Source organism: Pseudomonas sp. PDM30 (assembly GCF_019218985.1).
In the GTDB taxonomy this organism is placed as follows: Bacteria; Pseudomonadota; Gammaproteobacteria; order Pseudomonadales; family Pseudomonadaceae; genus Aquipseudomonas; species Aquipseudomonas jessenii.
Genome location: NZ_JAHUWM010000004.1, coordinates 498,699 through 525,046 on the forward strand (window position 1 = coordinate 498,699; position 26,348 = coordinate 525,046).

The following is a 26,348-nucleotide window of genomic DNA, read 5'->3' on the forward strand; positions in this document are numbered from 1 at the left end:
CTGCGCCCGCAAGCCTAGGCATAATGCGCCTGTACCCACAGGCGCATGCTGCTCATGAAACCGACCCTCCCTCCCAGACCCCGTTGGCGCAGCCTGGCCCTGCTGGCACTGTGCCTGGCGCCGCTGCTGTGGCCGCTGGAACATCTCGCCGAGCGTTACTACCGCAGCGAGCTGGCCAGTCAGAATCGTCAGACCCTCGACCTCTACGTCGCCAACCTGCTGGGTACCCTGCATCGCTATGAAGTGTTGCCGCAGATCCTCGGCGACCTGCCGGCCCTGCGCGCCGTGCTCGGCGCACCGGACGATGGCGTCACCCAAGGCAACGCCAACCGCCTGCTGAAAAACATCGCCGCCCAGACCGGTGCCGAAGTCATGTACCTGATGGACACCACCGGCAAGACCCTGGCCGCCTCCAACTGGGACAAACACGACAGTTTCGTCGGGCGCAATTTTTCCTTCCGGCCGTATTTCAGCGAAGCCATGGCCGGGCGGCTCGGGCGCTTTTTCGGCCTGGGCACGACCTCGGCCAAGCGCGGTTACTTCTTCGCCGCTGGCGTGCGCGACGGTGAAAAAATAGTGGGTGTGCTGGTGGTCAAGGTCGACCTTGACCACACCGAAAGCCTGTGGGGCAAAACCCCGGAACAACTGCTGCTGACTGACCACAACGGCGTGGTCATTCTCACCTCGCGACCGGAGTGGCGATTCCGCTCGACCCGCCCGTTGAGCGAGGACGAAAGCAAGGCCATCACTGCGATCCAGCCCTATCCAACCCGCGATCCAAAACCGCTGAAGCTCAACCCGGACGCCTGGCTGACCCAGACCCAGCAGATCGCCGAAACCGGCTGGGACGTCAGTATCCTCGCCCCGCGCACCTTGATCGACCGCCCGGTACGTACGGTGGTGGCCATCGGTGGCGCAGCGCTGCTGGTGTTGATGCTGCTGCTTGGCCTGATGATGCAGCGCCGCCGCCACTACCTCGAGCGCATTGCTTTCGAAGCCAAGGCCCGCCGCGAACTGGAAGGCCGGGTTGCCGAGCGCACCAGCGATCTCGAAGGCCTGAACCGGCGCCTGAAACAGGAAGTGCTGGAACGCGAACAGGCCCAGCAGGAGCTGGTACGCGCCCAGGATGATCTGGTGCAAGCCGGCAAATTGTCGGCACTGGGAACCATGTCGGCGAGCATCAGCCACGAACTCAATCAGCCGCTGGCAGCGATTCGCAGCTACGCGGAAAACGCCGAAGTGTTGCTCGATCACCAGCGCACCGACGATGCCCGTGGCAACCTCAAGCTGATCAGCGAATTGACCGGTCGCATGGCCTCGATCATCGCCCACCTGCGCGCCTTTGCCCGGCGCGACCGGCATGCCCCGGAAAGCGTCGCCCTGCAACCGGCGCTGGACGATGCCCTGGCCTTGCTGGCCAAGCGTCGCCGCAGCATGGAAGTCGAGCTGATCCGCGACTTGCCCGCCGCCACCCTGTGGGTCGAAGCCGGGGAAACCCGCCTGCGCCAGGTACTCGGCAATCTGCTGGCCAACGCCCTGGATGCCCTGACGGAAAAAGGCCCGCCACGTAAACTCTGGCTCAGTGCCCAATCCACGGCCGATGGCGTCAACCTGTACATTCGCGACAACGGCCCCGGCTTTTGCATGGAAGCCCTCGGGCGCGCCAGCGAGCCGTTCTACACCACCAAGACCCGCACCCAGGGCCTCGGTTTGGGGCTGGCGATTTGCGAAACCCTGATGCGCGCCTTCGGCGGTGAACTGTCGTTCGCCAACCACAAGGAGGGCGGCGCCCTGATTACCCTGAAGCTGCGCGCAGGCGCACCGGGCGTGAGCCTGCAACCGTCCGAGGACCGAAGTGCATGACCATCGACAACCGCATTCAGGTCGTGTTGATCGACGACGACCCTCATTTGCGCCAGGCCTTGAGCCAGACGCTGGATCTGGCCGGCCTGAAAATCCTGCCGCTGGCCGAAGCCAAGGGCCTGGCCACGCAACTTGAACGTGATTGGCCAGGGGTGGTGGTCAGTGACATCCGCATGCCCGGCATGGACGGTCTTGAGCTGTTGAGCGAACTGCACGCCCAGGACCCTGAGCTACCGGTGCTGTTGATCACCGGCCATGGCGATGTGCCGCTGGCGGTGCAGGCCATGCGCGCCGGAGCCTATGACTTTCTGGAGAAACCCTTCGCCAGCGACGCCCTGCTCGAAAGCGTGCGCCGCGCATTGGCCCTGCGCCAGCTGGTGCTGGACAACCGCAGCCTGCGATTGGCCTTGAGCGACCGCAACGAGCTAAGCACGCGGCTGGTTGGCCACTCACCTTCGATGCTGCGCCTGCGCGAGCAGATCGGTGCCCTGGCGGCAACCAGGGCCGACGTGCTGATCCTCGGCGAAACCGGCGCCGGCAAAGAAGTCGTGGCCCGGGCGCTGCACGATTTATCCAGCCGTCGCAACGGTCCGTTCGTGGCGATCAACGCCGGTGCACTGGCCGAATCAGTGGTCGAAAGCGAGTTGTTCGGCCACGAGCCCGGCGCCTTCACCGGCGCGCAGAAACGCCGCATCGGCAAGTTCGAATTCGCCAATGGCGGCACGCTGTTCCTCGATGAAATCGAAAGCATGAGCCTGGATGTGCAGGTCAAATTGCTGCGTTTGCTGCAAGAGCGGGTAGTCGAACGCCTGGGCGGCAATCAACTGATCCCGCTGGACATCCGCATCATCGCCGCCACCAAGGAAGACCTGCGCCAGGCAGCGGATCAAGGGCGTTTCCGTGCCGACCTGTATTACCGCCTGAACGTTGCGCCGCTGCGGATTCCACCGCTGCGCGAACGGGGCGAAGATGCGCTGATGCTGTTCCAGTATTTTGCCGATGAAGCCAGTGCCCGCCACGGCTTGCCGCCCCACGAACTGCAACCGGGGCAACGTGCCTTGCTGCTGCGCCACACCTGGCCCGGCAACGTGCGCGAGCTGCAAAATGCGGCAGAACGTTTTGCCCTCGGGCTGGAACTGGCCCTCGACAACAGCACGCCGGAAGGCAGCGCTGGCAACAGGGTCGAAGTCGTCGACGGCGGTTTGAGCGAGCAAGTGGAGAACTTCGAAAAAACACTCATCGCCGCCGAACTGGCACGTTCGCACAGCTCCGTGCGCAGCGTCGCCGAAGCCCTCGGCATTCCGCGCAAGACCCTGCACGACAAACTGCGCAAGCACGGTCTGAGTTTCGCCGACAGTGGCGCCTCGGCCCACCCTGACGATCTCGATTGAGCTACCGTCCAATCATCCACTTCAAGCGAGAGACCCCTGAATGAGCCGCGACAGTCGACAACTGGAATCCATTCTCCATCACGACATTCCCCTCACCAGGGACATGGGTCTCAAAGTGCTCGACTGGCATGACCAGCAACTGCGCCTGCACTTGCCGCTGGAAGCCAACGTCAACCACAAGAGCACCATGTTCGGCGGCAGCCTGTATTGCGGCGCGGTCCTGGCCGGTTGGGGCTGGCTGCATTTGCGCCTCAAGGAAGAAGGCATTACCGACGGGCACATCGTGATTCAGGAAGGGCAGATCAGCTATCCGCTGCCGGTGACGGGGGATGCCAACGCCATTTGCCAGGCGCCGGACCCGGTGATCTGGAAGAAATTCCTGACCACCTTCCAGCGATACAGCCGAGCTCGGTTAACGCTGCATACACGGGTCGTCAACGAAGGTCGTGATGAGGATGCGGTGAGGTTTGTCGGACAGTACGTGCTGCACCGGTGAATCGGTTGACACAACACTTGTGGCGAGGGGGCTTGCCCCCGTTGGGCTGCGCAGCGGCCCCAAACCCGACCATTGCGCATTTTCAGCTAAATCTCTTTGCCTGATTGGCGACTGCTGTGCAGTCGAACGGGGGCAAGCCCCCTCGCCACAAAGTAAAGGTGAGCTCAGGACCGTGCCAATTCCAGCAGTTTCTCCCGCCAGGCCGCCTTCGCCGGCAATGCCAGGAAGAACGCATTCAACAGCGACGCCCGCGCCGGATAGCTGAACGGCTCACCGCTCAATTCCAGCACTTCCCCGCCCGCACCTTCCAACACACCTTGCGCCGCCGCCGTGTCCCACTGGGAAGTCGGTGCCAGGCGCGGATAGCAATCCGCCGCCCCTTCGGCCAGCAGGCAAAATTTCAGCGAACTGCCGATATTGGCCAGTTGCAGCTCGCCAAGGCTGGCGCTCAACCCGGCCAGCAATCGCTCTTGCTCCGGGCTCGAATGACGACGGCTGGCCACCACGGTGAACGACTCGCCGGGCGCTAACGCATCACGTACCTTGATCGCCACGGGCGTGCCACCTTTATCGCCACGCCAGGCGCCGAGTCCCGCACCACCGACGTAAAAACGCCCGTTGGTCGGCATCGACACCACACCGAACACCACCCGACCGTTTTCGATCAGGGCGATGTTGACGGTGAACTCTTCGCTGCCGCTGATGAACTCCTTAGTGCCATCCAGCGGATCGACCAGCCACCAGCGCTGCCATCCGGCCCGCACGTCTTGGGGAATATTGGCGTCTTCCTCGGAAAGCACCGGGATGCTCGGATCAAGCGCCGTCAACCCGGCCAGAATCAAGTGGTGCGCAGCCAGGTCGGCAGCGGTCACCGGCGAGTCATCAGCCTTCGCCGTGACGGCCGTGCCTGTGCGCCAGAACGGCAGGATCGCCTCACCGGCCTGCAAGGCCAGCTCAATGACCGGCGCCATCAACGGATGCGGGAAATTCATGGCTGGAACGCTCCGCGCTGAGTCAACAGGTCTCGGGCCAGGTACAGCGCCGCCAAGGCGCGGCCTTCGGTAAATTGCGGGTTTTGCGCCAGCGCCGAGAGCTCACGCAGATTGACCCTGTCCACCCGCATCGGCTCTGGCTCGTCGCCTTCCAGACGCTCTTCGTAGAGGTCGGTAGCCAGCACTACTTGGATCTTCTGGCTCATGTAGCCGGGGGACAGCGACAACTCGGTCAGGTGCTCCAGTTGCCGCGCGCCAAAACCGGCCTCTTCCTTGAGCTCGCGCTCGGCCGCCGCCAGCACGTCTTCGCCCGGCTCGATCAAACCCTTGGGCAATGACATTTCATATTCATCCGTGCCGCCGCAATACTCCTCGACCAGCACCGCATGCTCGGCGTCGAGCATCGCCACGATCATCACCGCGCCGTACCCGGCACCCTTGCCGACCAGGCGTTCATACGTGCGCTCCACGCCATTGGAAAAGCGCAGCTTCAGCTCTTCCACGCAGAACAATCGACTGGTGGCGACAATTTCGCGGGCGAGTATGGTGGGTTTCTGGCGCATGCAAAGCTCCTTGGCGTGAACGCGCTACTATAACGCGGCTTTCCCGATTGTTTACGCCAGAAATCTTTCTACTGCCCGAGACGTTGCCATGCCTTCATTACCCTGGTCCGACATCGATACCGTTCTGCTGGACATGGACGGCACGCTGCTGGACCTGCATTTCGACAACCACTTCTGGATGGAGCACCTGCCCCAGCGCTACGCCGAACTGCACGGGGTCAGCCGGGCCATGGCCGAGATGGAATTGCAGCCGTTGTTCGAGCGCAATGCCGGCCAGTTGCAGTGGTACTGCCTGGACTTCTGGAGCGCCGAACTGAAACTGTCGGTGCGCGACCTGAAACTGGAAACCGCGCATCTGATAGCCCTGCGCCCGGATGCCGACACCTTTCTGTCGGCGATCAAACGGGCCGGCAAGCGCGTGGTGCTGATCACCAATGCCCATCGGGACGCGCTGTCGTTGAAGCTGGAAAAAATCGAACTGGCACCCTACTTCGAGCGCTTGATCAGCTCCCATGACTACGGCTTTCCCAAGGAAAATCCGCAGTTCTGGGATGCGCTGCAAGCCGATATCGATTTCGATCCGGCGCGCAGCCTGTTCATTGACGACACCCTGCCGATCCTGCGCAGTGCACGGGACTTTGGCGTGGCGCATTTGCTGGCAGTGCGAGAGCCGGATAGCCGCAAGGGACCGAAGGATACGGCGGAGTTCGCGGCGGTTGGGGATTATCGGGATTTGATTGCAGGGCTCTAGACCGAGTTGCCTGCTATCGCGAGCAAGCTCGCTCCCACAGGATCTGCGTCGTTCGCAATCTTCGTGATCGACTCAGGTCCTGTGGGAGCGTGGCTTGCCCGCGATGGCCATCACGCGGTTTGACGACTTACTCAGGAATCCGCAATGACTGCCCCGGATAGATCTTGTCCGGGTGCGACAGCATCGGTTTGTTGGCTTCGAAAATCTTGTTGTACTTGTTGGCATCGCCGTACACGCGCTTGGAAATCGCGCTGAGGGTATCGCCCTTCACCACTGTGACAAACACTGCCGCCTTCACCACCGGTCCAGTCACGGTGATCTGATCATCCACGCTGCCCACCCCGGCGATGTTGCCCACCGCCAGCAGGATCTTTTCCTTCTCTTCCTGGCTGGCGACTTCACCGGTCACCGTGACCTTGTCGCCATCGACCGTCGCCTGCACATTCGGGTTGCCCAGGCCGACCTTGCTGATGTGCTCCTTCAACTGCTCACTGGCGTTGGCGTTACCTGGCGTCAGCAAATCCAGCAATTTTTCGCCTGCTTCCTTCACAAAGCTCAAAAGACTCATGGTGCACTCTCCTTGGGTTTCGGGTTCCAGACATCAGAGCCTAGACCACGGTCGTCACCTACGAATCCAACCCGACCAATGACCCCGCTTGCGATAGAATCCGCACCTTCCCAACCCCTGGAGCGCAGATGGACATCAAGCAGCTGAAATTCCTCATCGCGCTCGACGAAACCCGCCATTTCGGCCAGGCCGCCGCACGCTGCCACATCACCCAGCCGACCCTGTCCATGCGCCTGCGCAGCCTCGAAGAAGAACTCGACCTGCCACTGGTCAATCGCGGCCAACGCTTCGAAGGCTTCACCGCACCGGGCGAACGGGTGCTGGCCTGGGCGCGCACCGTACTGGCGGCCTATGACGGCTTGTACGCCGAGGCAGCCGCCTGTCGCGGCAATCTGGTCGGCACCTTGCGCCTGGGCGTAGTGCCGTTGTCGAGCTTCGATCCGCTGCCACTGATGCAACGCTTGCACGCCGAACACCCGAACCTGCGCTTCGAACTCTCGGCCCTGAGTTCCGAACAGATCCTCGAGCAACTGGCGAACAATCGCCTGGATCTGGGCGTGTCATACCTGGAACGCCTGGATGCCGAACACTTCGACTCCCTGGCCTTCAGCGAAACCCGCATGGGTCTGCTCTACGATCAACGCTTCTTCACCTTTGGCGAAGCGCCATTGAGTTGGGAATCGTTGATCGAACTGCCGCTGGGCATGCTCACCAGTGGCATGCACTTTCGCCAGTCCATCGACCATAACTTCCACAGCCGTGGCCTGACCCCGCAGCCGTTGTTGCAGACCGATGCCGTGCACCAACTGTTACAAGCCGTGCACGGCGGCTTGTGTTGCGCCGTGATGCCATTGGACGGCGGCCTCGAAGGCCTGACCGAGCATTTGCGCCTGCAGCCGATCGAGAACGCCCAGACCCTTGGCCGCCTGGGGTTGATCATGCGTCGCAGCGCACCGCGCTCGGCGCTGGCAGAAGCCTGTTTTGCCCTCTATCAGCAATCGCTGATTGGCGGTTGATCGACGGCATCTATCGGCAGATCAGTATTAGCGATTAGACGCGACAAGTTGCCGCGCCTAGTCTTAAAGCTGATCAAACCGTCGGTGATGCCATGAACACCAAGCGCCCTGCATGCGCGGCGCCTGCCCTCGAAACGCCCGCGCCCGCCGCAAGCCAGACGTACAGATATAGCAATCTCGAATACTCCGAATCGGCCAGCACCGCGCTGGCAGAGGAAGTCGCGCTGGCGATTGCCTTCAACGGCATCAGCCAGGCGGTCATGCTGGTCACGCCCACGGACCTGGAAGATTTCATCGTCGGCTTCAGCCTGGGCAGCGGCATCATCCAGGACGCCACGGACATCTACGACCTGCAACTCAGCGGCTCGGGGTCGGCGCAATACGCGCAAGTGACCATCGCCAACCGCGCGTTCTGGAACCTCAAGCAGCAGCGCCGACAACTGGCAGGCACCAGCGGTTGCGGGTTGTGCGGCGTGGAAGCGGTCGAGCAGGCGTTGCCGGACCTTCAGATATTGCCTGGCGCCCCGTTGCCGCCGATCGAATGGCTTGATGGCCTGCGCGAGCGCATCGGCGCCTTCCAGCCCTTGGGCCAGCATTGCGGCGCGGTGCATGCGGCAGTGTTCATGAACGACAAGGGTGAGTTGTTGCTGGGCCGCGAAGACATCGGCCGGCACAACGCCCTCGACAAGCTGATCGGCGGATTGATCCGCCAGAAAATCCCCACCGCTGGCGGGCTGGCGATTGTCACCAGCCGCTGCAGCCTCGAATTGATCCAGAAAGTATTGCGTGCCGGCATCCAGACCCTGGTCAGCCTGTCGTCGCCCACGGGCCTTGCCGTGCAATGGGCCCGTCGCCACAACCTCAATCTCATCCATCTGCCACAGAAGAATGCGCCGCGGGTCTACAGCCCAACGTTGGAGAATCAAGCGTGAGTCAACACCGTCAAGCCGACCAGAAACCCGTCCCTCGCTTCAAGCCCTACAAAGGCCCGGCCGGCGGCTGGGGGGCACTGATCAGCGTGGCCCAGGCCTGGTTGACCAGCGACAACGCGCTGAAGAACCTGCGCATCATGCTCAAGACCAACCAGAACGGTGGCTTCGACTGCCCGGGTTGCGCCTGGGGCGATTCTCCGGAAAAGGGCATGGTGATGTTCTGCGAGAACGGCGCCAAGGCGGTGAACTGGGAAGCGACCAAACGCCGTGTCGATGCCAGATTCTTCGCCAAACACAGCGTCACTTCTCTGCTGGAACAAAGTGACTATTGGCTCGAATACCAGGGCCGCCTGACCGAGCCGATGAGCTACGACGCCGAGACTGATCGCTACAAGCCGATCAGTTGGGACGACGCATTCGCCCTGATCGCCAGGCATCTGAACGGCCTGTCGAGCCCCAATCAGGCCGAGTTCTACACCTCGGGTCGGGCGAGTAACGAAGCGGCGTACCTCTATCAGCTGTTCGTGCGCGCCTACGGCACCAACAACTTCCCCGACTGCTCGAACATGTGCCACGAGGCCAGCGGTGTCGCGTTGTCGCAAAGCGTCGGGGTCGGCAAAGGCACCGTGACCTTCGACGACTTCGAACACGCCGATGCAATTTTCGTCTGGGGTCAGAACCCCGGCACCAACCACCCACGGATGCTCGAACCACTGCGCGAAGCGGTGAAACGCGGCGCTCAAGTGGTGTGCATCAACCCGCTCAAGGAGCGGGGCCTGGAGCGCTTCCAGCATCCACAGCACCCCATCGAAATGCTGATAAACGGCTCCGAGCCGACCAACACCGCGTTCTTCCGCCCGGCCCTGGGCGGCGACATGGCGATCATGCGCGGCATGGCGAAATTCCTCCTGCTGTGGGAGCGCGACGCACAGAAAACCGGCGACCCGGCGGTGTTCGACCACGACTTCCTCAACGAGCACAGCGTCAACGTGCTGGATTACCTGGCCGTCATCGACGACACCCCGTGGGAGCAGATCGTCGAGCAGTCCGGCCTGAGCCTGGTAGAAATCGAGCAAGCGGCGCGCATGTACGTCAAGGGCAAGAACGTCATCATGTGCTGGGCCATGGGCATCACCCAGCATCGTCATTCGGTGGCGACCATCCAGGAAATCGCCAACCTGATGCTGCTGCGCGGCAACATCGGCCGGCCGGGTGCAGGCCTGTGCCCGGTGCGTGGCCACAGCAACGTGCAGGGTGACCGGACCATGGGCATCAACGAACGCCCTCCTGTCGCGTTCCTCGATGCCCTGGAGCGTCGCTTCCAGTTCAAGGTGCCACGCGGCAACGGCCACAACGTGGTCGAAGCGATTCATGCGATGGCTGAAGGCCGGGCTAAAGTCTTCATCGGCCTGGGCGGCAACTTCGCTCAGGCCACGCCGGACAGCGCGCGCACGTTCCAGGCCCTGCAAAACTGCGACCTGACCGTGCAGATCAGCACCAAGCTCAACCGCAGCCATTTGACCCATGGCAAGGACGCGCTGATCCTGCCCTGCCTGGGCCGCACCGACATCGATATCCAGACCCAAGGCCCGCAAGCGATAACCGTCGAAGACTCGTTCAGCATGGTCCACGCCTCCAATGGCCAGCTGCAGGCGCTGTCGAACCAGATGCGCTCGGAACCGGCGATCCTGGCCGGCATCGCCGCCGCAACCCTGGGCAGCCACCCGGTGGACTGGAACTGGCTGGTGGCCGACTACAGCCGCATCCGCGACCTGATCGCCGAGACCATTCCCGGCTTCAAGGACTTCAACGAGAAGATCAAGAACCCTGGCGGTTTCTACCTGGGCAACAGTGCCGGCGCACGCAAGTGGAACACCGCTTCGGGCCGGGCCAATTTCCGCTCGAACGCGCTGCCCAAAGACCTGGTGCACGAACGCACCCGCGCCACCGGAGTACTGCCGGACCTGATCATGCAATCGATGCGCTCCCACGATCAGTACAACACCACTATCTATGGCCTCAACGACCGTTATCGCGGCGTGAAGGGTCAGCGGGATGTGTTGTTCGTCAACGAAGCCGACCTCATTCGCCTGGGCTTCAAGCCGGGCCAAAAGGCGGACATCGTTTCGCTCTGGGACGATGGCGTTGAACGTCGGGTAAAAGGCTTCACGCTGCTGGCGTTTGATATCCCGGCCGGGCAAGCGGCGGCCTACTATCCGGAAGTGAACCCGTTGGTGCCGCTGGAAAGCACCGGCGATGACAGCCATACGCCGACATCCAAATTTGTGGCGATCCGGTTGGAAGCGGCGAGTGAGACGGGGTTGATCATGGCCAAGTCGGCGTAACACGTTGTCTGAACTGGCCCCATCGCGAGCAAGCTCGCTCCCACAGTTTTTTCTGCTGTTCACATAATCTGCGTTCGACTGAAATCCCTGTGGGAGCGAGCTTGCTCGCGATGAGGCCAGACCAATCACCAAAAACTCCGGATCCAGCGCTTTCCAATCGCCCACAAAAAAGGCCGTTTCCTCATGAAAACGGCCTTTGCGAAGTAGTAAAAGACCGGCAAAAAAACGTTAAGTTCCGTCCAAAAAACAGTAACTTGCAATATTGTATACAGGTCGTGTTATTCGTCGGATTTCGATTGTCACGCCCATTCCAGAGCCTCAGGATCGCGCCGTCATCCCCTTGAGGTTCCTCCATGAAGTTCTCCTCGATTCTCTTGTTGTCCCTTGGCCTGGTCAGCGGTATCGCATCTGCTGGCGGCACCACCGAAGCCGGTGTAGGCGGCGCATTGGGCGGGGTTCTAGGCTCGGTCGTCGGTCAGTCGTTAGGCGGCAGCACAGGTTCCACCATCGGCGCGGCCCTGGGTGGCGCGGGTGGTAGCGCCGTCGGCGCAAACAAACACAGCCGTGGCGAAGCCGCCCTTGGCGGTGCGTTGGGCGCAGCAGGCGGTAACGTGGTCGGCCGCAGCATGGGCGGCACCACCGGCAGCTTGATCGGCGCTGCAGCAGGCGGCGGCGCCGGTGGCGCGCTGGGTAACTACATGGGCAAAGAGTACGATCATGATGACGACGACGATCGTCGTTCGTATCGCGGCCATGGTGATCGTCGTTACTACCGTGACGGCCATCCGGGCCGTGGTCATGCCTATGGCCATCGCAAGAAGCACCACAAGTACTACCGCGACTAAGGCCTCGAGCGCCTCGCTGGTAAGTACAACAAAAATCGCAGCCCATGGGCTGCGATTTTTTTTGCCTTACTGAACCACCAGACGCTCCAGCGCCCCGCGCAACCCTGCAGGAATCGCCACGGGTTGATTCGACGCACGATCGACAAACACATGCACGAAGCGCCCCGCCGCACAGGCCTCGTCTTCCCCTTGCTTGAACACGGCCAGTTCGTATTGCACCGAGCTGTTGCCCAACTTGCCCACCCGCAGACCGATCTCGATGCGGTCCGGGAAAGCAATGGAAGCAAAGTAATCACAGGAGGAGCTCACCACGAACCCCACCACCTCACCGTCATGGATATCCAGGCCGCCGACTTCGATCAGGTAAGTGTTCACCGCCGTATCGAAGAAGCTGTAGTAGGTAACGTTGTTGACGTGACCGTAAGCGTCGTTGTCGTGCCAGCGGGTGGTGATGGGCTGGAAGTGCGGATAGTCGGTGCGTTGGGGCATCAGCGTTGATTCCTGAGTGGGTTCGCCAGTCTAAGGCGAAAACCGCGTTATCGTTCTTCGCGAGCAAGCCCGCTCCCACATTTGATCTTCGGTGAACACAGATTTTGTGTACGACCGATATCCAATGTGGGAGCGGGCTTGCTTACGAAGGCGCCCTTGCAGGCGCCGCATCCATCACTTGTCAGCAAAGCCCTTGCCAGTCGCCGCCAGCTCCCTAATCACCCGCGCCGGATTCCAGTGATCACCCTGACGCGTCTCAAGGTCGATCAAGCGCCGATGAATGTCCGCCAACCCTTGCTGATCCGCCCAGGCCATCGGCCCGCCCTTGTCCGCCGGAAAACCGTATCCGTTGAGGTAGACCAGATCGATATCGTGAGCCGACCCGGCGATGCCTTCCTGAAGAATCTTCGCGCCTTCGTTGACCAGTGCCAGCAAGCAGCGCTCGAGAATCTCCTCCGGGCCAATCTCGCGGCGCTGGAACCCCAGCTCCTCACTGACTTGAAGCACCAGTGCGTCGACCTGCGGATCGTGTTCGGCCTGACGACTGCCCGGTTCATAGTGGTAAAAGCCGTTGCCACTCTTCTGGCCGAAACGTCCCTGCTCACACAAACGGTTATCCACCTGGACCTCCGGAGCATCCTGCCCGATGCCGGATAACTGGCGCGAGCGCCATTGCAGGTCGACGCCCACCACGTCGAACATGCGGAACGGCCCCATGGCAAAACCGAAGGCTTGCAGCGCTGCGTCCACCTGGTAGGGATAAGCGCCTTCGAGCAGCATTTTTCGCGCTTCGAGCACATAGGTATTGAGCATGCGGTTGCCGATGAAACCGTCGCAATTGCCCGACACCACACTGACCTTGCCCATGCGTTGGCCGAGCGCCAGTGCCGCGTCGAGCACCGCCGGTGCAGTCTGCGCGCCACGGACGATTTCCAGCAGTTTCATGATATGCGCCGGGCTGAAGAAGTGCAGGCCCAGCACTTGCTGCGGCCGGCGTGTGACCGCGGCGATGGCATCGATGTCCAGCGCCGAAGTATTGCTGGCCAGAATCGCCTCAGGTTTGAGCAGGCCATCGAGCTCGCGGAAAATTTTCTGCTTGAGCTCAAGGTTTTCGTACACCGCTTCGATGACCAGGTCGACATCGCGTATGGCCACATAACCATCCGCCGCCGTAACGCGCGCGACACGGGCATCGGCTTCGCCCTGATCAATGCGGCCCTGACGCACGCTGTGGGCATAGGTGTCCGCCACGGTGGCCAGCGCTTGCTCCAGCATTTGCGGATTGTTGTCGACCCACTGCACGGCCACTCCGGCGTTGGCCAGGCACATGACAATGCCACGGCCCATGGTGCCCGCGCCGATGACGGCGGCGCGCTGAATATTCGACGGTGTCTGGCTCATGTTTTGTTCTCTTGTTGGCGATCCGAAGACAGCCACCACCATAGTCAGCCACCGGCTTTTTTTGAAATTTATTCCTGTGATGAGCAACATTCAGCGGATGGATGTAGCCCTGCCAGGTACTGAGTTCCCTGTGGGAGCGAGCTTGCTCGCGATGGCGGTGTGTCAGTCGCCATCAATGTTGAATGTGCCAGCCTCATCGCGAGCAAGCTCGCTCCCACAGGGTTTTGGTTCAGCCGGCAAGATGTTGCTCTGCCCAACTGCGCACCCCGGCATACGGATAATCTTCCAGCGCCGCAAACCCGGGAATCGACCGCGCCTTGAGCTTGGTGAACAACGGCACGCTGATCCCGCACAGAAACCGTGTTACGCGTTCAGCCGAGGGCACGTTGCCCGTGTGCTGCTCGTGCCTGTGGATAAAACCGCCACACAGCGCCTCGAAATTCTTATCCACAAGCGCCGGCAACTCCGGTGGTGCCGGTAGCCGCGCCACCTGCCCATGACACACCGAACAATGTCCGCATTGCTGCGGGGCATTGTGGTCACCGAAATACTCGGCCAGGCGATAACCCAGGCAACGGTCGGTGGCGAACAGATCCAGCATCGCGTGAATCCGCGCGACCTCGGTGCGCTCATGCCGAGTGAAATAGCCGTGCAGTTCCTCGCTCAACACGACGTTGTCGAACCCGCTTTGCAGTACGCTGTAGACCTCGGTCATCTGCTTGCTTTCGAGCTCCACCCAACCTTTCTCCTGGAAGTAATCCAGCGCCTTGACTACCCGACTGCGCTCGGCCTGATGCTGCTCGTACAGCGCCTCGAAATTCACCGTGGCCCAGGTCCGGGCGCGGCTGGAGGTCTGGATGATCGCAGCGACAAAATCCCTGCGCTCGCCTTCGAAACGCGCCAATAGCACCTCGGGCTCCTGCACATACTTGAAACGGTACTCGGCGTAGTACGCGTAGCGCGGGGCGATCAACCCGCGCAATTCGAGTTGCACCAGCAAGGTCTTGAGCGGCAACTGGCGAATATTGCTCTGGTCTGCCAACGGCCCCAGCAGAAACTCCCACTGCCCTTCGGTGGCGGCGGCATGCATCTCGTCAAGCACGCAACGGATGCCATCCAGCTCGGGTGTGTCGCCGTAGACGAAGTTCTCCAGCACGTTGAGGCTGTCGCGGTTGGCCAATACCAGGCAGTCCGACGGCTGCCCGTCACGCCCGGCGCGGCCGATTTCCTGGCTGTAGTTTTCGATGGATTTGGGCAGGTCGAAATGCACCACGTTGCGGATATCGCTTTTGTCGATGCCCATGCCGAAAGCGATGGTGGCGACGATGCAATTGGATTGCCCGCCCATGAAGCGACGCTGGATCGCTTCCCGTTGCTCATGGGGCAACCCGGCGTGATAAGCCTCGGCCTGAATGCCGTTGCGGTTCAGGTGTTCGGCGATGTGTTCGGCGGTTTTCTGCAAGGTGACATAGACGATGCTCGGCTGGTCCGGACGCTGGCTCATCCACTCGACAAGACGTCGGCGCTTGTCCGCTCCGCGAACCGGCTCCACCAGCAAATTGAGGTTCGGGCGATAGAAACCGGTGGTCACCACATCGTCGGCGGCGATGGCGAATTTCGCCTGCATGTCGGCGATGACCTTGGGCGTCGCCGTTGCGGTCAACAGCAACACCTGCGGGATGTTGAACTGGCGTTGATAGTCGGGAAGCTTGAGGTAGTCCGGGCGAAAGTTATGCCCCCATTCGGAAATGCAGTGCGCCTCGTCCACCACCAGCAGCGAGATCGGTACTTGCTGTAAAAAATGCCGGAAGCGCTCGTTCTTCAGGCGCTCCACGGAGATCATCAAAATCTTCAGTTCGCCGGATTTTGCCCGGGCCATGACGTCGCTCGCGTCATCGCGGCTCTGGGCCGAATCGATACTGCCCGCCGAGATGCCGTGGCGTTGCAGGAACGCCAGTTGATCCTGCATCAACGCCAGCAAGGGGGAGACCACCAGCGTCAGGTGCGGCAGCAACAACGCCGGTAATTGGTAGCAAAGGGATTTACCGGAACCGGTGGGGAAAATCGCTGCCGCCGAGCGCCCGGCCAGCACGGCACTGACGGCCGCCTCCTGACCGGGTCGAAATTGTGGATAACCGAAAACCTGTTCCAGGGTGTTGTGCATAAGCTGTCACTCCGTTGACTGCTGCGGAGTCAAAAGCCTAGCCGGCGATCGCAGCGAGTCGAGAAAAGGTCGGGGGCAAAAACGATACCGGATGATACAGCGGATGGCTGGAAGGGCTTGAGATCGCTTTCGCGAGCCTGCTCGCGAAGAGGCCAGCACACCCACCGCAAAACTCGAAATACCCGACAGCGTCCAAAGCCCTCTCTGCCGATACTTGCTAAACAGCGACTGATAAGCCCGTAGGCATTTTTACCGGCAGCGGCTACGGCGCACAAACCTCCGAAAATGTGTAAGCCTTTTCCTCGGAACACGATAAATACCCTACAACGCCTGTCCATTTCAGCCATCTTGTCCTGCAACGCCAGGTCCTCCTATAGTTTCCGGCGCGGCTGAAAACAGTGTCTCGGCCTGCCGGGAACACTTGCCGATTTCGCACAGGACCCACTCGATGAAAAAAGCCGACACGCCGACAGCCCGCTATCACCCGCTCAAGAGCCGCTACAGCGAAACCCCAGTGCTGGTCATCGATACCGAGGCCGACCCCTACGAGATCCTCGACGCCGCCCGACAACGCATACGCGCCGCCAGCGACCTGCTCGAAACCCTTTATTGCACGTGTTTCAAACAGGCCGAAGCGAGCGACATCCCCAAGATCGTCGGCGCCCTGTACCTGCTGACCCAGGACGGCAACGACCTGCTCGACATCGCCCGGCAGCGCCTGCCGAAATTCACCAACTGAAGCCCCACCACAACCTCCTGTGGGAGCGAGCTTGCTCGCGATGAACGATAACGCGGTCCTTCTGAGGACAAGCACATTCTGGAAATCTCGCTGTGGATAACTCCGTCAGCAACGACCTATGAAAGCTTCGGCAAGGTCCTACAAAACAAGACACCTTGTCGGCTATCGCTGCCTGGTAACGAACATTTAGTGTCTCCCCATCGCTGCAAAATCAGCGATCAGGTTTGGTCACCTGAGAACAACGCACACATGTGTGCCATCATTCGCGCCGCGGACATCTATGTCCTCGTAGTGCATTGCTATGGCGGCTGTGTGCGGGACGCCTTCGGGCGAGCCGAGTTGTTGTTCTCGGTTGACCAAGCCTGCGCACAGTCCGCCTCCCATCGTTTGGTCACGGTGCTGGCGGTTACTTAACAACAAACCGAGTAATTCATATGCAAACTCTGAATCCGTTTCCAAATCGCTACCGTCCACTCCAATCCAACCTCACCGACACCCGGCCCCTGATCATCGACACAGAGGCCAACCCTCAAGACATCCTCGAAGCCGCCCTCCAGCGCATCCGGGCCTCCAGCGAATTGCTGCAAACCCTGCACTGCCAATGCTTCAAACACGGCGACCTCAAAGACATCCCGCACATCACCCACGCGCTCTACCTGCTGACCCAGGACGGCTGCGACCTGCTCAAAGTCGCCCAGCAACGCATGCTGAACTGGAAAGCCCCCGCTTAACGCGCTCGTTCAGGCAGGTTCCCGTTCCCGAGTAAGACGGCCTGCCTGATCAATGATGTATTCCTGCCGTCCCACATAGGAGCCGAATATTGCAAACTATTATTGATTGCGTAGCATATGAGCCATTGTTCCCCCATGGACTCACTCTCATGACAGCCGAAACTATCGATCACAGCACCCTCACACGATTGGTTGAGAAAGGCTCGGTAAACAGCGCGCATATCGTCGCGAATCCGGGAGGGTGGTCGATTCAAATTCCGTACGGGAACAAACAATGCTCCCTGACAGCGCAACGTAGTCGACAGTTACGACTGTTCAAACGACTTGAAACGTTGGTGTCTTATCTGCAAGACGTAGGCATCACCTCCTTCGACGTGGACGCATCGAACTATGATCCACTCCAAATCAAAACCTACACGCGTCCCGATCGTTCCGAGGCGATGAAACAAGCACACGATGCCGCCGCATACGAGGAGTGGTTCAAGGAGCAGGTCCAAATTGGGCTTGATGATTCAAGGCCGACGGTGAGCGACGAAGAGGCCCGCCGAATATTCGCCGCCAAACGTGATGCCATACGTCAGCGGGCGCGTTGATGAAGGTAATCTGGCGTCAGACGGCGCTTGATGACCGAAGCAAAATCATGGATCACATCATTCTGGACAACCCTGAAGCGGCGATTGCCCTCGACGAAATTTTCGAGTTGAAAGCTGAGAACGCTCGTCAGCGTCCGACTCTTTACAGAAAAGGCAGTTGAAATGGTAAGGGTGATTCATGCCAGACAAAGATGGCCCTGACATTCATTTTGGTAATACCCATGGGCAAATCGACCTTCAAACAAAAACAAGCTCATTACGAAAAGGTCCGCCGTTCAAACTACTTGGCCAGCCTGCGCCTCTCCGGATTTGATACATCTCCGATGGACATCGACAAGCCGCTTGCCTCACGAGAAGAAGCGCTCGCGAAGTACCGACAGAGCAAACCGGTTGGACCTAATCCCGCACCTGCCCCAACGGACGCACCTGCAATGAACCTCGCCCCCAACTTCCCCGACGACGACACCATGCACCTGCTCATGCAGCTGCTACACGAAGAACTCGGTCTGCCCGAACGCAAAACCATCAGCCTCGGCACCTCGATCAATTTCGACCTGGGCTGCAACGGTGCAGACGCCCGGCATTTGATCGAAACCCTGGAGGATTACTTCGCCATCGACTTCGTGGATTTCGACAGTTATCGCTATTTCCAGCCCGACGGCTTTGACGTGAATCTAAAGCGAAAAGCCAAGGGTCGCGGCGAGAAGATGCCATTGACCATCGGCATGCTCTACCGGGCCATCAAGGCCCAACGCTGGGACACGGATGAGCTCGAGGGCCTGTAACGGCCCGATGCATTCTGACTTGCCCGCGAAATACTGAATTTCGCGCACAAAAAAACCGCCCCGAGGGGCGGCTTTTTCGTTAGCTCAATCCAGCGCTTACAGCTTTGGACCAGCAGCCTTGATCGCGTCGCTCACTTCGAACTTCTTGAAGTTCTCGATGAACAGGCCGGCCAGTGCTTTGGCGGCTTCGTCGTAGGATGACTTGTCGGCCCAGGTGTTGCGTGGGTTCAGCAGGCCAGTCTCAACGCCCGGTACGGCCACTGGCACGTCGAGGTTGATGGTGTCCAGGTGCTCGGTCTCGGTACCGATCAGCGCGCCGCTCTGGATCGCTGCGATCACGGCACGAGTGGTCGGGATGTTGAAGCGTTTGCCGACGCCGTAGCCACCGCCGGTCCAGCCGGTGTTGACCAGGTAGACCTTGGAGCCGAAGCCGCGGATGCGCTTGATCAGCAGCTCAGCGTATTCGCCGGCTGGACGCGGGAAGAACGGCGCGCCGAAGCAGGTGGAGAAGGTCGACTTGATGCCGCTGCCCGAACCCATTTCGGTCGAACCGACCAGGGCGGTGTAACCGGACAGGAAGTGGTAAGCCGCTTGTTCTTCGTTGAGGATCGACACTGGCGGCAGTACGCCGGTCAGGTCGCAGGTCAGGAAGATCACAGCGTTCGGCTCGCCACCGAGGTTCTTCTCGGAACGCTTGGCAACGTGCTCCAGCGGGTAGGCGGCGCGGCTGTTCTGGGTCAGGCTGACATCGGCATAGTCGGCGTGCTTGGCGTCGTCGATAACGACGTTTTCCAATACCGCGCCGTGCTTGATGGCTTTCCAGATAACCGGCTCGTTCTTCTCGGACAGGTCGATGCACTTGGCATAGCAACCGCCTTCGATGTTGAACACAACGCCTTCGCCCCAGCCGTGCTCGTCGTCACCGATCAGGTAACGGCTTTCGTCGGCCGACAGGGTGGTTTTACCGGTGCCGGACAGACCGAAGAACAGGGTCACGTCGCCTTCTTCGCCGATGTTGGCGGCGCAGTGCATTGGCAGTACGTCGGCAGCCGGCAGCAGGAAGTTCTGCACCGAGAACATGGCTTTCTTCATTTCACCGGCGTAACGCATGCCGGCGATCAGCACTTTCTTCTGTGCGAAGTTGATGATCACGCAGCCGTCGGAGTTGGTGCCGTCACGCTCTGGCACGCACTCGAAGTTGGCAACGTTCAGGACCTGCCACTCGTCACGACCCGCCGGGTTGTACTGAGCCGGGTTGATGAACAGGCAACGGCCGAACAGGTTCTGCCAGGCAGTCTGGGTGGTCATTTTCACGGCCAGGTAGTGCTCGGAAGCCGCACCGACATGCACGTGGGAAACGAAATGCTCTTGCGCGTTGTTGAATGCCTCAACGCGAGCCCACAGGGCGTCGAACTTGTCGGCCGGGAACTTGCGGTTGATCGGGCCCCAGGCAATGGCAGCCTGGGTGCTTGGCTCTTCAACGATGAAACGGTCGACTGGCGAACGGCCGGTACGGTGACCGGTACGAACAACCAGCGCGCCGGTATCGGCAAGCTCGCCTTCACCGCGATTGAGGGCTTCTTTAACCAGATCATCAACACTCAGATCGGTGTACACGGCATTGTTGGCTTGCGTCATGAGGTTCCCCGTCGGCCAGTGGCCGAGTGCTCCAAACGTTTTTGTAGTAGAAAGTCGTGCACTACTACCGCGAAAAAAGTGGGCCGGATTATGCCAGAAAAGCCCAAAAAGAGTAGGCCCCTCCTGTCGTAACGGCGTTAATCCGGCGCAAGGCAGTGAATTTACCTGCGCTGAACCGTTTTAGTGACGGGTATCTGACGGCGTCTCGATACCCGCGCCTGCGAACAATTGAGTGACATCGGCCGCGTCAAACAGGTAGCGCTGGTTGCAGAACTGGCAATCGATTTCGATGTTGCCACCGTGTTCCTCCACCAATTGCTGCGCGTCTTCCATACCCAGACTGACCAGCGCATTGGCCGAACGTTCGCGCGAGCAACTGCAACGGAAGCGCAGCTTCTGCACATCGAACAGACGCACCTGCTCGTCGTGGTACAGGCGATGCAGCACGGTTTCGTTGTCCAGGCTCAACAGCTCATCGGCGGTCAGCGTACCGCCCAGAGTGGTGATGTGCTGCCAGCTGGCGGCGCGTTCGTCTTCGTCTTTCAAACGATCGGCCGGCAGTTGTTGCAGCAACAGGCCACGGGCACGACGACCATCGGCGTACAGCCAGAAACGCGTGCCGACTTGCTGGGACATGACGAAATAATTGGTGAAGCATTCGGACAGGGTGGCGCCGTCGAGGTCGACGATGCCCTGGTAGCGCTGGCCCTGTTTCGGGTCGATGGTCAATGCCAGGACGCCTTCAGGCATCAGGTCGGCCAGGGTGGCATCGGCAGCGATACGATCCGCGTCGTAACGGGCCAGGCCACGGATGTCGCGCTCGCTGGAGCACTCGATCATCAGCAGCGGAATCGGCCCTTCGGAGCGGGCTTGCAGAATCAGCAAGCCATCGAACTTCATCGTGCCGACCAGCAACGATGCGGCCGCCATCAGCTCGCCGAGCAGTTGCGCGACCGGCTGCGGGTAGGCGTGTTTGGCCAGGACTTCGGCGTAGCTGAGCTCCAACGAGACCAGCTCGCCACGGGTGTCGCTGTCATCGAAGATGAAGCGTTGTGTGAAGTCGTTATCCGCGTGATCGGTCATAGGTCTGGGTATCTGAAGTAGTGAAAATGGTTACAGGAAACAAGAAATTTACCTTGCGCGACCACTCGGGTGCGCAACGTTCAGCCATGAAAGGCATTTTATGAACAATCCGGGCCTGATCCAAGCAGGTGGAACAAGCGCTGATGGGTTCCGGGGCGTTTCCCGCCCTGCACTGCGGGCAATGTGGTTATGGCCTACAGATCAGAGACTGTGTGTGATTTTCGACGAGCGGCGATATCGTCCATGCGATGCACTGCTGGCCAGGCACAGATATGGATGCGCACCGGGTCAATTGCAAGTCTGAGCCTGAAGGCGTGGTGAGACCTGGCGAGTGCGCGGCACTCGCCCGAGCAATATCTGTATTAGTCGTCGTTACTGCTGCCACGAAACTTGAACAAATCCCGCCGCTGTTTCTTGCTTGGCTTACCGTCGGTGCTCACGCCCAGGGCTCCGGCCTTTCTTTGCGCTGCGGCCTCTTCGCGCTTGGCGATGCTGGCCAGGGTTTCGGCATACAAGGTTTGCGCCTCCGGTGCGCCGCGACGAACGATCGACAGTGCCAGGACTACCACAGTGCGTTCCTCGAAACCGGTGCGAATCACGAACTCATCGCCGATTCGTGGCTCTTTACCCGGCTTGCAGCGTTCACCCCGGCAATGCACCTTGCCGCTTTCAATCGCCGCCTTGGCCAGGGCGCGAGTTTTGTAGAATCGTGCAGCCCACAACCATTTATCGAGGCGGACTTTGTCGTCCTCTTCGTTTTTTTGTGCCATGGAATTTCCTCATTCTGAAATATTGGTGAACTGTACTACCGTTTCTGACGTACCAAGAATTTCACCGTCTCGGATTACAATGCTGACATTCCATAACCTCCTTGCGAGGCTGGAAATCCGGGCCGTAGATATCTGTCGCCTTTTAATCATTATTCTGCGTGAATACCGCGAATCCGGCCGCGTGCGGCCCGAGCGGTTTCTACCGGTTGAGCACTATTGAAGACATTTGACCATTTGACCGTTGTCGGTCTGCGCGAGTGGGTGGCGCTCCCGGATTTGGGAGTCGCCGGCCTTCGGGCAAAAATCGACACCGGTGCCAGCACCTCAAGCCTCCACGCTACCGAAATCGAGCTGTTCGAGCGCGATGGTGAGCAGTGGGTGCGTTTTACCGCCCACCTGGGTTCCGTCGTACAACTGCGCCACCGACGCTGCGAAGCACCGCTGGTGACGATGAAAACCATTAAAAGCTCAAACGGTCACGCGCAGGTGCGATACGTGATCAGCACTACCCTGGCCCTTGGTGATCGGGTCTGGCGGGTCGAGTTCACGCTCGCCTGCCGCAAGTCCATGCGTTATCGCCTGCTGCTCGGCTCCAAAGCCCTGATTCACGGCCAGTTGGTAGTCAATCCGGGCATCAAGTACGTACAAGACAAGCCGGTGTTCCCGGTATCTACCTCCTCCACAGGTGTTGCATGAAGATCGCTGTGCTGTCGCGGAATCCGCGTCTGTATTCCACCCGTCGTCTGGTCGAAGCCGGTACCGAGCGTGGCCATGAAATGGTGGTGGTCGACACTTTGCGCGCCTACATGAACATCGCCAGCCACAAGCCACAGATCCACTACCGCGGCAAACCGCTGGAGGGTTTCGATGCGGTGATTCCACGGATCGGTGCATCCGTGACCTTTTATGGCTGCGCAGTGCTGCGCCAGTTCGAAATGATGGGGGTATTTCCGCTCAACGAATCGGTGGCCATTGCCCGTTCGCGGGACAAGCTGCGTTCACTGCAATTGTTGTCCCGTCGCGGGATCGGCTTGCCGGTGACCGGGTTTGCCCACTCCCCCGATGACATTCCCGACCTGATCGAAATGGTCAACGGTGCGCCGTTGGTGATCAAGGTGCTGGAAGGTACCCAAGGCATCGGCGTGGTGCTGTGCGAAACCGCCACGGCCGCGGAATCGGTGATCGAGGCGTTCATGGGCCTCAAGCAGAACATCATGGTTCAGGAGTACATCAAGGAAGCCGGTGGTGCGGACATTCGCTGCTTCGTCGTCGGCGACAAGGTGATTGCAGCGATGAAGCGCCAGGCCAAACCCGGCGAATTTCGCTCCAACCTGCATCGAGGTGGCAGCGCGAGCCTGATCAAGATCACCCCGGAAGAGCGCATGACGGCGTTGCGCGCGGCGAAGGTCATGGGGCTGGCGGTGGCAGGCGTCGATATCCTGCGCTCCAATCACGGGCCGTTGGTGATGGAAGTTAACTCGTCGCCGGGTCTGGAGGGAATTGAGACCACCACCGGGAAGAATGTGGCGGGGATCATCATTGAGCATCTGGAGAAGAATGGTGGGCCGAATATGACTCGGACCAAAGGGAAGGGTTAAACCTCAAGCCTTGTGGCGGCAGGGATGCCGCCATCGCGAGCAAGCTCGCTCCCACAGGGTTTTAGCCAAAATCACTGTGGGAGCGGGCTTGCCCGCGAAGGGGCCGTCAGCCCCACTGAAAAAATCAGGCCTTAAACGGCATCCCGCGGCAGCAGCAACCCCAACGGCAACCGCACCCGAGCTTCCAGCCCACCGCCCGAGCGGTTACGCAGCTCAACGTTGCCGCCATGCATCGAGGCAATCCGCTTCACGATCGCCAATCCCAACCCGGTGCCCTTGCCACCCCGGGCACGGTCACCGCGGGTGAACGGGTTGAAAATCGCCTCCAGCTCCGAAGGATCGATCCCGGCACCACGGTCCATGACACTCAGCACTACATACGGTGCGCTGGTGTCCCCGGACACATACGCCGCCACCTCCACACCGCTGCCGGCATGATGCAGCGCGTTGCCGATCAGGTTGTTCAACAGTCGCTTCATCGATACCCGACGCAGCGGAAACGGCTGGATAGGCTCCAGGCGCAGCCGCACTTTTTCTTCGCTCTGGTTATACGGTGCGGCAACTTCACGGACCAGGTCGCTCAGGTCGACCTCTTCCACCGACTCGTCGCGCCCGTCACGAATGAACGCCAGGAACTGATCGAGAATCGCATCCATGTCTTCGATGTCACGCACCATGTCGTCGGTCAGGTCCGTGTGATCGCCCATCAACTCCAGGGACAGACGCAATCGCGTCAACGGCGTGCGTAAATCATGGGAAACCCCGGCCAGCATCAGTTCACGCTCGCGACCGGCCTGTTCGACGTCTTCAGCCATCTGGTTGAAGGCGCGGTACACCTCGGTCATCTCGCTCGGCGTATCGCTGATTGGCAGGCGCACACTGCGGCCCTGGCCAAGTTGCCGCGCGGCATACACCAGACGCTTCAAAGGTTGGTTGAGCTGGCTGACGAAGATCCAGGCCGAAGCGGTGGACAGCAGGCCAATAGCGAGGAACCAGCCCAGCACGTTCCAGATTTTCTGGCCGCGCAACGGATGAGGATAAAGCGGTACTTTCAGCCAGCCATCACCCAGGCTTGGCGCCCGGACCCACAGCGCCGGTGGCGAATGCATGCGCAGCCGGACCTCAGTGTCGGCACCCAGCTCCGCCTGCATCTGCCGCTGGTAGATCTCGCTGTAAGGCCAGTGCTGTTCGCCTTCCGGCACGCCGGCACCCACCACCCGGATCAAGGTCGCGGCCTCGGCGATCTTGCCGCGGTTTTCTTCATCGGCAGCCCAATAGGCGCGCAGCGTCAGGGCGACACCGTGGCTGTACTGGCGGTCCACCAGTACGTCTTCGTTCATCAGCAGATAAACCAGGGTCAGCGCCTTGGAGAAGAGTACGACGATGAGCACCAGCCAAAGGGTGCGGGAGAAGAAGCTCTGGGGGAACCAAACGGGGGTTTTCATGGATAACCGTTAAACACTTGCAGGAGCGAGCGATGCTCGCATATTGCGGATCGCGAGTCTGCGGACAGGATCGATTGATCCGTTGTCCGCGTGACCCGCTCCTACAAATCGCCAATCACTTGGTGGCGGTACCATCCGGTACAAACACGTAACCCACGCCCCAGACAGTCTGGATGTAACGCGGTTTGGACGGATCGGGCTCGATCATCCGGCGCAGACGGGAAATCTGCACATCGATGGAACGCTCCAGGGCATCCCACTCGCGGCCACGGGCCAGGTTCATCAATTTGTCGCGGGTCAGCGGTTGACGCGCGTTCATCACCAGGGCCTTGAGTACAGCGAACTCACCGGTGGTGAGCATGTGCACTTCTTCGCCGCGCTTGAGCTCGCGGGTGGCCAGGGACAATTCATAGTCACCGAAAGTCACGCTTTCGTCTTCGCTGCCTGGCGCGCCCGGCACCGGAGCCAACTGGCGACGCAGGACCGCTTTGACGCGAGCCATCAGCTCATCGGGGTTGAACGGCTTGGCCAGGTAATCGTCGGCACCCAGCTCCAGGCCCTTGATGCGGCTCAGCTCATCGCCCTTGGCGGTCAGCATGATGATCGGAATCTGGTTGTTCGCGCCGCGCAGACGGCGGCAGGCGGTCAAGCCGTCTTCACCGGGCAGCATCAGGTCGAGTACGACCAGGTTGAACACTTCGCGCGCCAGCAGGCGATCCATTTGCTCAGTGTTCGGTACGGCGCGGGCGCGGTAGCCCTTGCTGACGAAAAAACGCTCCAGCAGGCTGCTGAGCCCAGGATCGTCGTCAACAATAAGAATTTTTTCGCCTTCAGCAGTTTGTGCAGTGCTGCTCATTGGATGCTCCTTTGATCTCGGCGCGCATTATGGCGTAGCTGCCGTTATACGCACCGTGTGCATTGTTAGCAGATTTTTCCTTTAGTGCCAGAAAACCGGCCATTTCACCTGCAACCTGCGATGTCCCCGAATGCCGGAACGCTGGTTATAATGCGCGGCCTTTTGTGTCAGGCAACATCAGACAGGTACTACAGACGGACACCATTTTTTTCATGGAGCCGGCAGTAATTGTTCGATTTCACGGGTCAACGGGATACCTTTTGATCCAGGTAGCGGCGCAGGCCAGGCCGCTCA

26 protein-coding genes and 1 pseudogene are annotated in these 26,348 nt (G+C 60.4%); 16 read left to right on the plus strand and 11 right to left on the minus strand.

From position 1 onward, the window contains the following. Positions 1 to 54: 54 nt before the first annotated feature. From KW840_RS12815 to KW840_RS12825, 3 genes are read left to right on the plus strand one after another with little or no spacing between them, the layout of a single operon-like run. Positions 55 to 1,863, plus strand: coding sequence for an ATP-binding protein (locus KW840_RS12815; protein WP_090457724.1), 1,809 nt, complete (start codon positions 55 to 57; stop codon positions 1,861 to 1,863). Next, positions 1,860 to 3,254 (plus strand): sigma-54 dependent transcriptional regulator, encoded by a 1,395-nt coding sequence (locus KW840_RS12820; RefSeq protein ID WP_218495329.1) that lies wholly within the window; start codon positions 1,860 to 1,862, stop codon positions 3,252 to 3,254. Before KW840_RS12815 ends, KW840_RS12820 begins: the two co-directional genes overlap by 4 nt. Before the next feature lie 40 nt (positions 3,255 to 3,294). Then, positions 3,295 to 3,750: a YiiD C-terminal domain-containing protein gene (locus KW840_RS12825; protein ID WP_218495330.1), complete on the plus strand. Its 456-nt coding sequence runs from the start codon at positions 3,295 to 3,297 to the stop codon at positions 3,748 to 3,750. Between the two features lie 164 nt (positions 3,751 to 3,914). Here KW840_RS12825 and cysQ read toward each other — a convergent pair whose 3' ends face one another. Next, entirely contained in the window at positions 3,915 to 4,742 is an 828-nt protein-coding gene (gene cysQ / locus KW840_RS12830; protein WP_057712446.1) for a 3'(2'),5'-bisphosphate nucleotidase CysQ, read from the minus strand. Further along, positions 4,739 to 5,305, minus strand: a complete 567-nt coding sequence (nudE, locus tag KW840_RS12835) for an ADP compounds hydrolase NudE (protein WP_090452543.1) — start codon at positions 5,303 to 5,305, stop codon at positions 4,739 to 4,741. The genes cysQ and nudE overlap by 4 nt, the downstream gene beginning before the upstream one ends. An 88-nt stretch (positions 5,306 to 5,393) precedes the next feature. On the opposite strand from nudE, the gene yrfG reads away from it, so the two are divergent. Next, positions 5,394 to 6,056 (plus strand): GMP/IMP nucleotidase, encoded by a 663-nt coding sequence (gene yrfG, locus KW840_RS12840; RefSeq protein WP_057712448.1) that lies wholly within the window; start codon positions 5,394 to 5,396, stop codon positions 6,054 to 6,056. A 127-nt stretch (positions 6,057 to 6,183) separates the two neighbouring features. On the opposite strand, the gene lysM is transcribed toward yrfG, so the two are convergent. After that, positions 6,184 to 6,624 (minus strand): peptidoglycan-binding protein LysM, encoded by a 441-nt coding sequence (lysM, locus tag KW840_RS12845; protein ID WP_007972838.1) that lies wholly within the window; start codon positions 6,622 to 6,624, stop codon positions 6,184 to 6,186. A gap of 128 nt (positions 6,625 to 6,752) precedes the next feature. Between lysM and KW840_RS12850 the strand changes: the two genes are divergently transcribed. The 4 genes from KW840_RS12850 (at position 6,753) to KW840_RS12865 (ending at position 11,762) form a co-directional block, all read left to right on the plus strand. Beyond that, entirely contained in the window at positions 6,753 to 7,640 is an 888-nt protein-coding gene (locus KW840_RS12850; protein ID WP_057712450.1) for a LysR family transcriptional regulator, read from the plus strand. A gap of 92 nt (positions 7,641 to 7,732) precedes the next feature. After that, positions 7,733 to 8,572, plus strand: coding sequence for a formate dehydrogenase accessory sulfurtransferase FdhD (gene fdhD, locus KW840_RS12855; protein WP_218495331.1), 840 nt, complete (start codon positions 7,733 to 7,735; stop codon positions 8,570 to 8,572). After that, positions 8,569 to 10,917 (plus strand): FdhF/YdeP family oxidoreductase, encoded by a 2,349-nt coding sequence (locus KW840_RS12860; protein WP_218495332.1) that lies wholly within the window; start codon positions 8,569 to 8,571, stop codon positions 10,915 to 10,917. Before fdhD ends, KW840_RS12860 begins: the two co-directional genes overlap by 4 nt. 353 nt (positions 10,918 to 11,270) lie before the next feature. After that, positions 11,271 to 11,762, plus strand: a complete 492-nt coding sequence (locus KW840_RS12865) for a glycine zipper domain-containing protein (RefSeq protein WP_057712453.1) — start codon at positions 11,271 to 11,273, stop codon at positions 11,760 to 11,762. Positions 11,763 to 11,828: 66 nt separating this feature from the next. Here KW840_RS12865 and KW840_RS12870 read toward each other — a convergent pair whose 3' ends face one another. The 3 genes from KW840_RS12870 to KW840_RS12880 all read right to left on the minus strand — a co-directional run bounded on the left by KW840_RS12870 (position 11,829) and on the right by KW840_RS12880 (position 15,816). Further along, positions 11,829 to 12,251, minus strand: coding sequence for a thioesterase family protein (locus KW840_RS12870; protein ID WP_007972849.1), 423 nt, complete (start codon positions 12,249 to 12,251; stop codon positions 11,829 to 11,831). A 174-nt stretch (positions 12,252 to 12,425) separates the two neighbouring features. Further along, positions 12,426 to 13,652 (minus strand): 3-hydroxyacyl-CoA dehydrogenase, encoded by a 1,227-nt coding sequence (locus tag KW840_RS12875; RefSeq protein WP_218495333.1) that lies wholly within the window; start codon positions 13,650 to 13,652, stop codon positions 12,426 to 12,428. Between the two features lie 229 nt (positions 13,653 to 13,881). Next, positions 13,882 to 15,816 (minus strand): ATP-dependent DNA helicase RecQ, encoded by a 1,935-nt coding sequence (locus tag KW840_RS12880; RefSeq protein ID WP_218495334.1) that lies wholly within the window; start codon positions 15,814 to 15,816, stop codon positions 13,882 to 13,884. A gap of 448 nt (positions 15,817 to 16,264) precedes the next feature. Between KW840_RS12880 and KW840_RS12885 the strand changes: the two genes are divergently transcribed. The 6 genes and pseudogenes from KW840_RS12885 to KW840_RS12910 all read left to right on the plus strand — a co-directional run bounded on the left by KW840_RS12885 (position 16,265) and on the right by KW840_RS12910 (position 18,664). Further along, positions 16,265 to 16,555, plus strand: a complete 291-nt coding sequence (locus tag KW840_RS12885; protein ID WP_218495335.1) for a hypothetical protein — start codon at positions 16,265 to 16,267, stop codon at positions 16,553 to 16,555. A gap of 434 nt (positions 16,556 to 16,989) precedes the next feature. Further along, entirely contained in the window at positions 16,990 to 17,286 is a 297-nt protein-coding gene (locus tag KW840_RS12890) for a hypothetical protein (RefSeq protein ID WP_218495336.1), read from the plus strand. A gap of 149 nt (positions 17,287 to 17,435) precedes the next feature. Beyond that, positions 17,436 to 17,879, plus strand: coding sequence for a hypothetical protein (locus tag KW840_RS12895; protein ID WP_218495337.1), 444 nt, complete (start codon positions 17,436 to 17,438; stop codon positions 17,877 to 17,879). Beyond that, positions 17,879 to 18,040 (plus strand): hypothetical protein, encoded by a 162-nt coding sequence (locus KW840_RS12900; RefSeq protein WP_256353270.1) that lies wholly within the window; start codon positions 17,879 to 17,881, stop codon positions 18,038 to 18,040. Before KW840_RS12895 ends, KW840_RS12900 begins: the two co-directional genes overlap by 1 nt. 60 nt (positions 18,041 to 18,100) lie before the next feature. Then, positions 18,101 to 18,262, plus strand: a pseudogene (locus KW840_RS12905) (YhfG family protein); the annotation flags it as partial. A gap of 48 nt (positions 18,263 to 18,310) precedes the next feature. Next, complete coding sequence (locus KW840_RS12910; RefSeq protein ID WP_218495546.1) at positions 18,311 to 18,664, plus strand: DUF1493 family protein; 354 nt, start codon at positions 18,311 to 18,313, stop codon at positions 18,662 to 18,664. A 96-nt stretch (positions 18,665 to 18,760) separates the two neighbouring features. Here KW840_RS12910 and KW840_RS12915 read toward each other — a convergent pair whose 3' ends face one another. The 3 genes from KW840_RS12915 to KW840_RS12925 form a co-directional block, all read right to left on the minus strand. After that, a complete protein-coding gene (locus tag KW840_RS12915; protein WP_218495338.1) occupies positions 18,761 to 20,302 on the minus strand; it encodes a phosphoenolpyruvate carboxykinase in 1,542 nt (513 codons plus the stop codon). A gap of 180 nt (positions 20,303 to 20,482) precedes the next feature. Next, a complete protein-coding gene (gene hslO / locus KW840_RS12920) occupies positions 20,483 to 21,385 on the minus strand; it encodes an Hsp33 family molecular chaperone HslO (RefSeq protein WP_218495339.1) in 903 nt (300 codons plus the stop codon). 362 nt (positions 21,386 to 21,747) lie between these two features. Further along, a complete protein-coding gene (locus KW840_RS12925) occupies positions 21,748 to 22,155 on the minus strand; it encodes an RNA-binding S4 domain-containing protein (protein WP_090452521.1) in 408 nt (135 codons plus the stop codon). Between the two features lie 234 nt (positions 22,156 to 22,389). Here KW840_RS12925 and KW840_RS12930 point away from each other — a divergent pair, with 234 nt between their 5' ends. Both KW840_RS12930 and rimK read left to right on the plus strand, forming a co-directional pair. Then, a complete protein-coding gene (locus tag KW840_RS12930; protein WP_174245532.1) occupies positions 22,390 to 22,851 on the plus strand; it encodes an ATP-dependent zinc protease in 462 nt (153 codons plus the stop codon). Continuing rightward, the gene (rimK, locus tag KW840_RS12935) at positions 22,848 to 23,753 is read left to right on the plus strand and encodes a 30S ribosomal protein S6--L-glutamate ligase (protein WP_007972871.1); all 906 of its coding nucleotides are present in this window, start codon (positions 22,848 to 22,850) and stop codon (positions 23,751 to 23,753) included. The genes KW840_RS12930 and rimK overlap by 4 nt, the downstream gene beginning before the upstream one ends. Before the next feature lie 131 nt (positions 23,754 to 23,884). Here the strand turns inward: rimK and KW840_RS12940 are convergent, their stop codons facing one another. Both KW840_RS12940 and ompR read right to left on the minus strand, forming a co-directional pair. Continuing rightward, positions 23,885 to 25,198 carry an ATP-binding protein gene (locus KW840_RS12940; RefSeq protein WP_057712466.1) on the minus strand — a complete coding sequence of 438 codons (1,314 nt, stop codon included), beginning with the start codon at positions 25,196 to 25,198 and terminating at the stop codon, positions 23,885 to 23,887. Positions 25,199 to 25,313: 115 nt separating this feature from the next. Then, a complete protein-coding gene (ompR, locus tag KW840_RS12945; RefSeq protein ID WP_218495340.1) occupies positions 25,314 to 26,054 on the minus strand; it encodes a two-component system response regulator OmpR in 741 nt (246 codons plus the stop codon). Positions 26,055 to 26,348: the final 294 nt, after the last annotated feature.

Bases quoted from the DNA above. Each gene is read 5' to 3' on its own strand.
- nudE (WP_090452543.1), bottom strand. From the start codon at position 5,305: ATGCGCCAGAAACCCACCATACTCGCCCGCGAAATTGTCGCCACCAGT.
- KW840_RS12895 (WP_218495337.1), top strand. From the start codon at position 17,436: ATGACAGCCGAAACTATCGATCACAGCACCCTCACACGATTGGTTGAG.
- lysM (WP_007972838.1), bottom strand. From the start codon at position 6,624: ATGAGTCTTTTGAGCTTTGTGAAGGAAGCAGGCGAAAAATTGCTGGAT.
- KW840_RS12815 (WP_090457724.1), top strand. From the start codon at position 55: ATGAAACCGACCCTCCCTCCCAGACCCCGTTGGCGCAGCCTGGCCCTG.
- KW840_RS12850 (WP_057712450.1), top strand. From the start codon at position 6,753: ATGGACATCAAGCAGCTGAAATTCCTCATCGCGCTCGACGAAACCCGC.
- KW840_RS12900 (WP_256353270.1), top strand. From the start codon at position 17,879: ATGAAGGTAATCTGGCGTCAGACGGCGCTTGATGACCGAAGCAAAATC.
- KW840_RS12915 (WP_218495338.1), bottom strand. From the start codon at position 20,302: ATGACGCAAGCCAACAATGCCGTGTACACCGATCTGAGTGTTGATGAT.
- ompR (WP_218495340.1), bottom strand. From the start codon at position 26,054: ATGAGCAGCACTGCACAAACTGCTGAAGGCGAAAAAATTCTTATTGTT.
- KW840_RS12870 (WP_007972849.1), bottom strand. From the start codon at position 12,251: ATGCCCCAACGCACCGACTATCCGCACTTCCAGCCCATCACCACCCGC.
- rimK (WP_007972871.1), top strand. From the start codon at position 22,848: ATGAAGATCGCTGTGCTGTCGCGGAATCCGCGTCTGTATTCCACCCGT.
- hslO (WP_218495339.1), bottom strand. From the start codon at position 21,385: ATGACCGATCACGCGGATAACGACTTCACACAACGCTTCATCTTCGAT.
- KW840_RS12890 (WP_218495336.1), top strand. From the start codon at position 16,990: ATGCAAACTCTGAATCCGTTTCCAAATCGCTACCGTCCACTCCAATCC.
- KW840_RS12825 (WP_218495330.1), top strand. From the start codon at position 3,295: ATGAGCCGCGACAGTCGACAACTGGAATCCATTCTCCATCACGACATT.
- KW840_RS12885 (WP_218495335.1), top strand. From the start codon at position 16,265: ATGAAAAAAGCCGACACGCCGACAGCCCGCTATCACCCGCTCAAGAGC.
- KW840_RS12940 (WP_057712466.1), bottom strand. From the start codon at position 25,198: ATGAAAACCCCCGTTTGGTTCCCCCAGAGCTTCTTCTCCCGCACCCTT.
- KW840_RS12880 (WP_218495334.1), bottom strand. From the start codon at position 15,816: ATGCACAACACCCTGGAACAGGTTTTCGGTTATCCACAATTTCGACCC.
- KW840_RS12910 (WP_218495546.1), top strand. From the start codon at position 18,311: ATGAACCTCGCCCCCAACTTCCCCGACGACGACACCATGCACCTGCTC.
- yrfG (WP_057712448.1), top strand. From the start codon at position 5,394: ATGCCTTCATTACCCTGGTCCGACATCGATACCGTTCTGCTGGACATG.
- KW840_RS12820 (WP_218495329.1), top strand. From the start codon at position 1,860: ATGACCATCGACAACCGCATTCAGGTCGTGTTGATCGACGACGACCCT.
- KW840_RS12925 (WP_090452521.1), bottom strand. From the start codon at position 22,155: ATGGCACAAAAAAACGAAGAGGACGACAAAGTCCGCCTCGATAAATGG.
- KW840_RS12875 (WP_218495333.1), bottom strand. From the start codon at position 13,652: ATGAGCCAGACACCGTCGAATATTCAGCGCGCCGCCGTCATCGGCGCG.
- fdhD (WP_218495331.1), top strand. From the start codon at position 7,733: ATGAACACCAAGCGCCCTGCATGCGCGGCGCCTGCCCTCGAAACGCCC.
- cysQ (WP_057712446.1), bottom strand. From the start codon at position 4,742: ATGAATTTCCCGCATCCGTTGATGGCGCCGGTCATTGAGCTGGCCTTG.
- KW840_RS12865 (WP_057712453.1), top strand. From the start codon at position 11,271: ATGAAGTTCTCCTCGATTCTCTTGTTGTCCCTTGGCCTGGTCAGCGGT.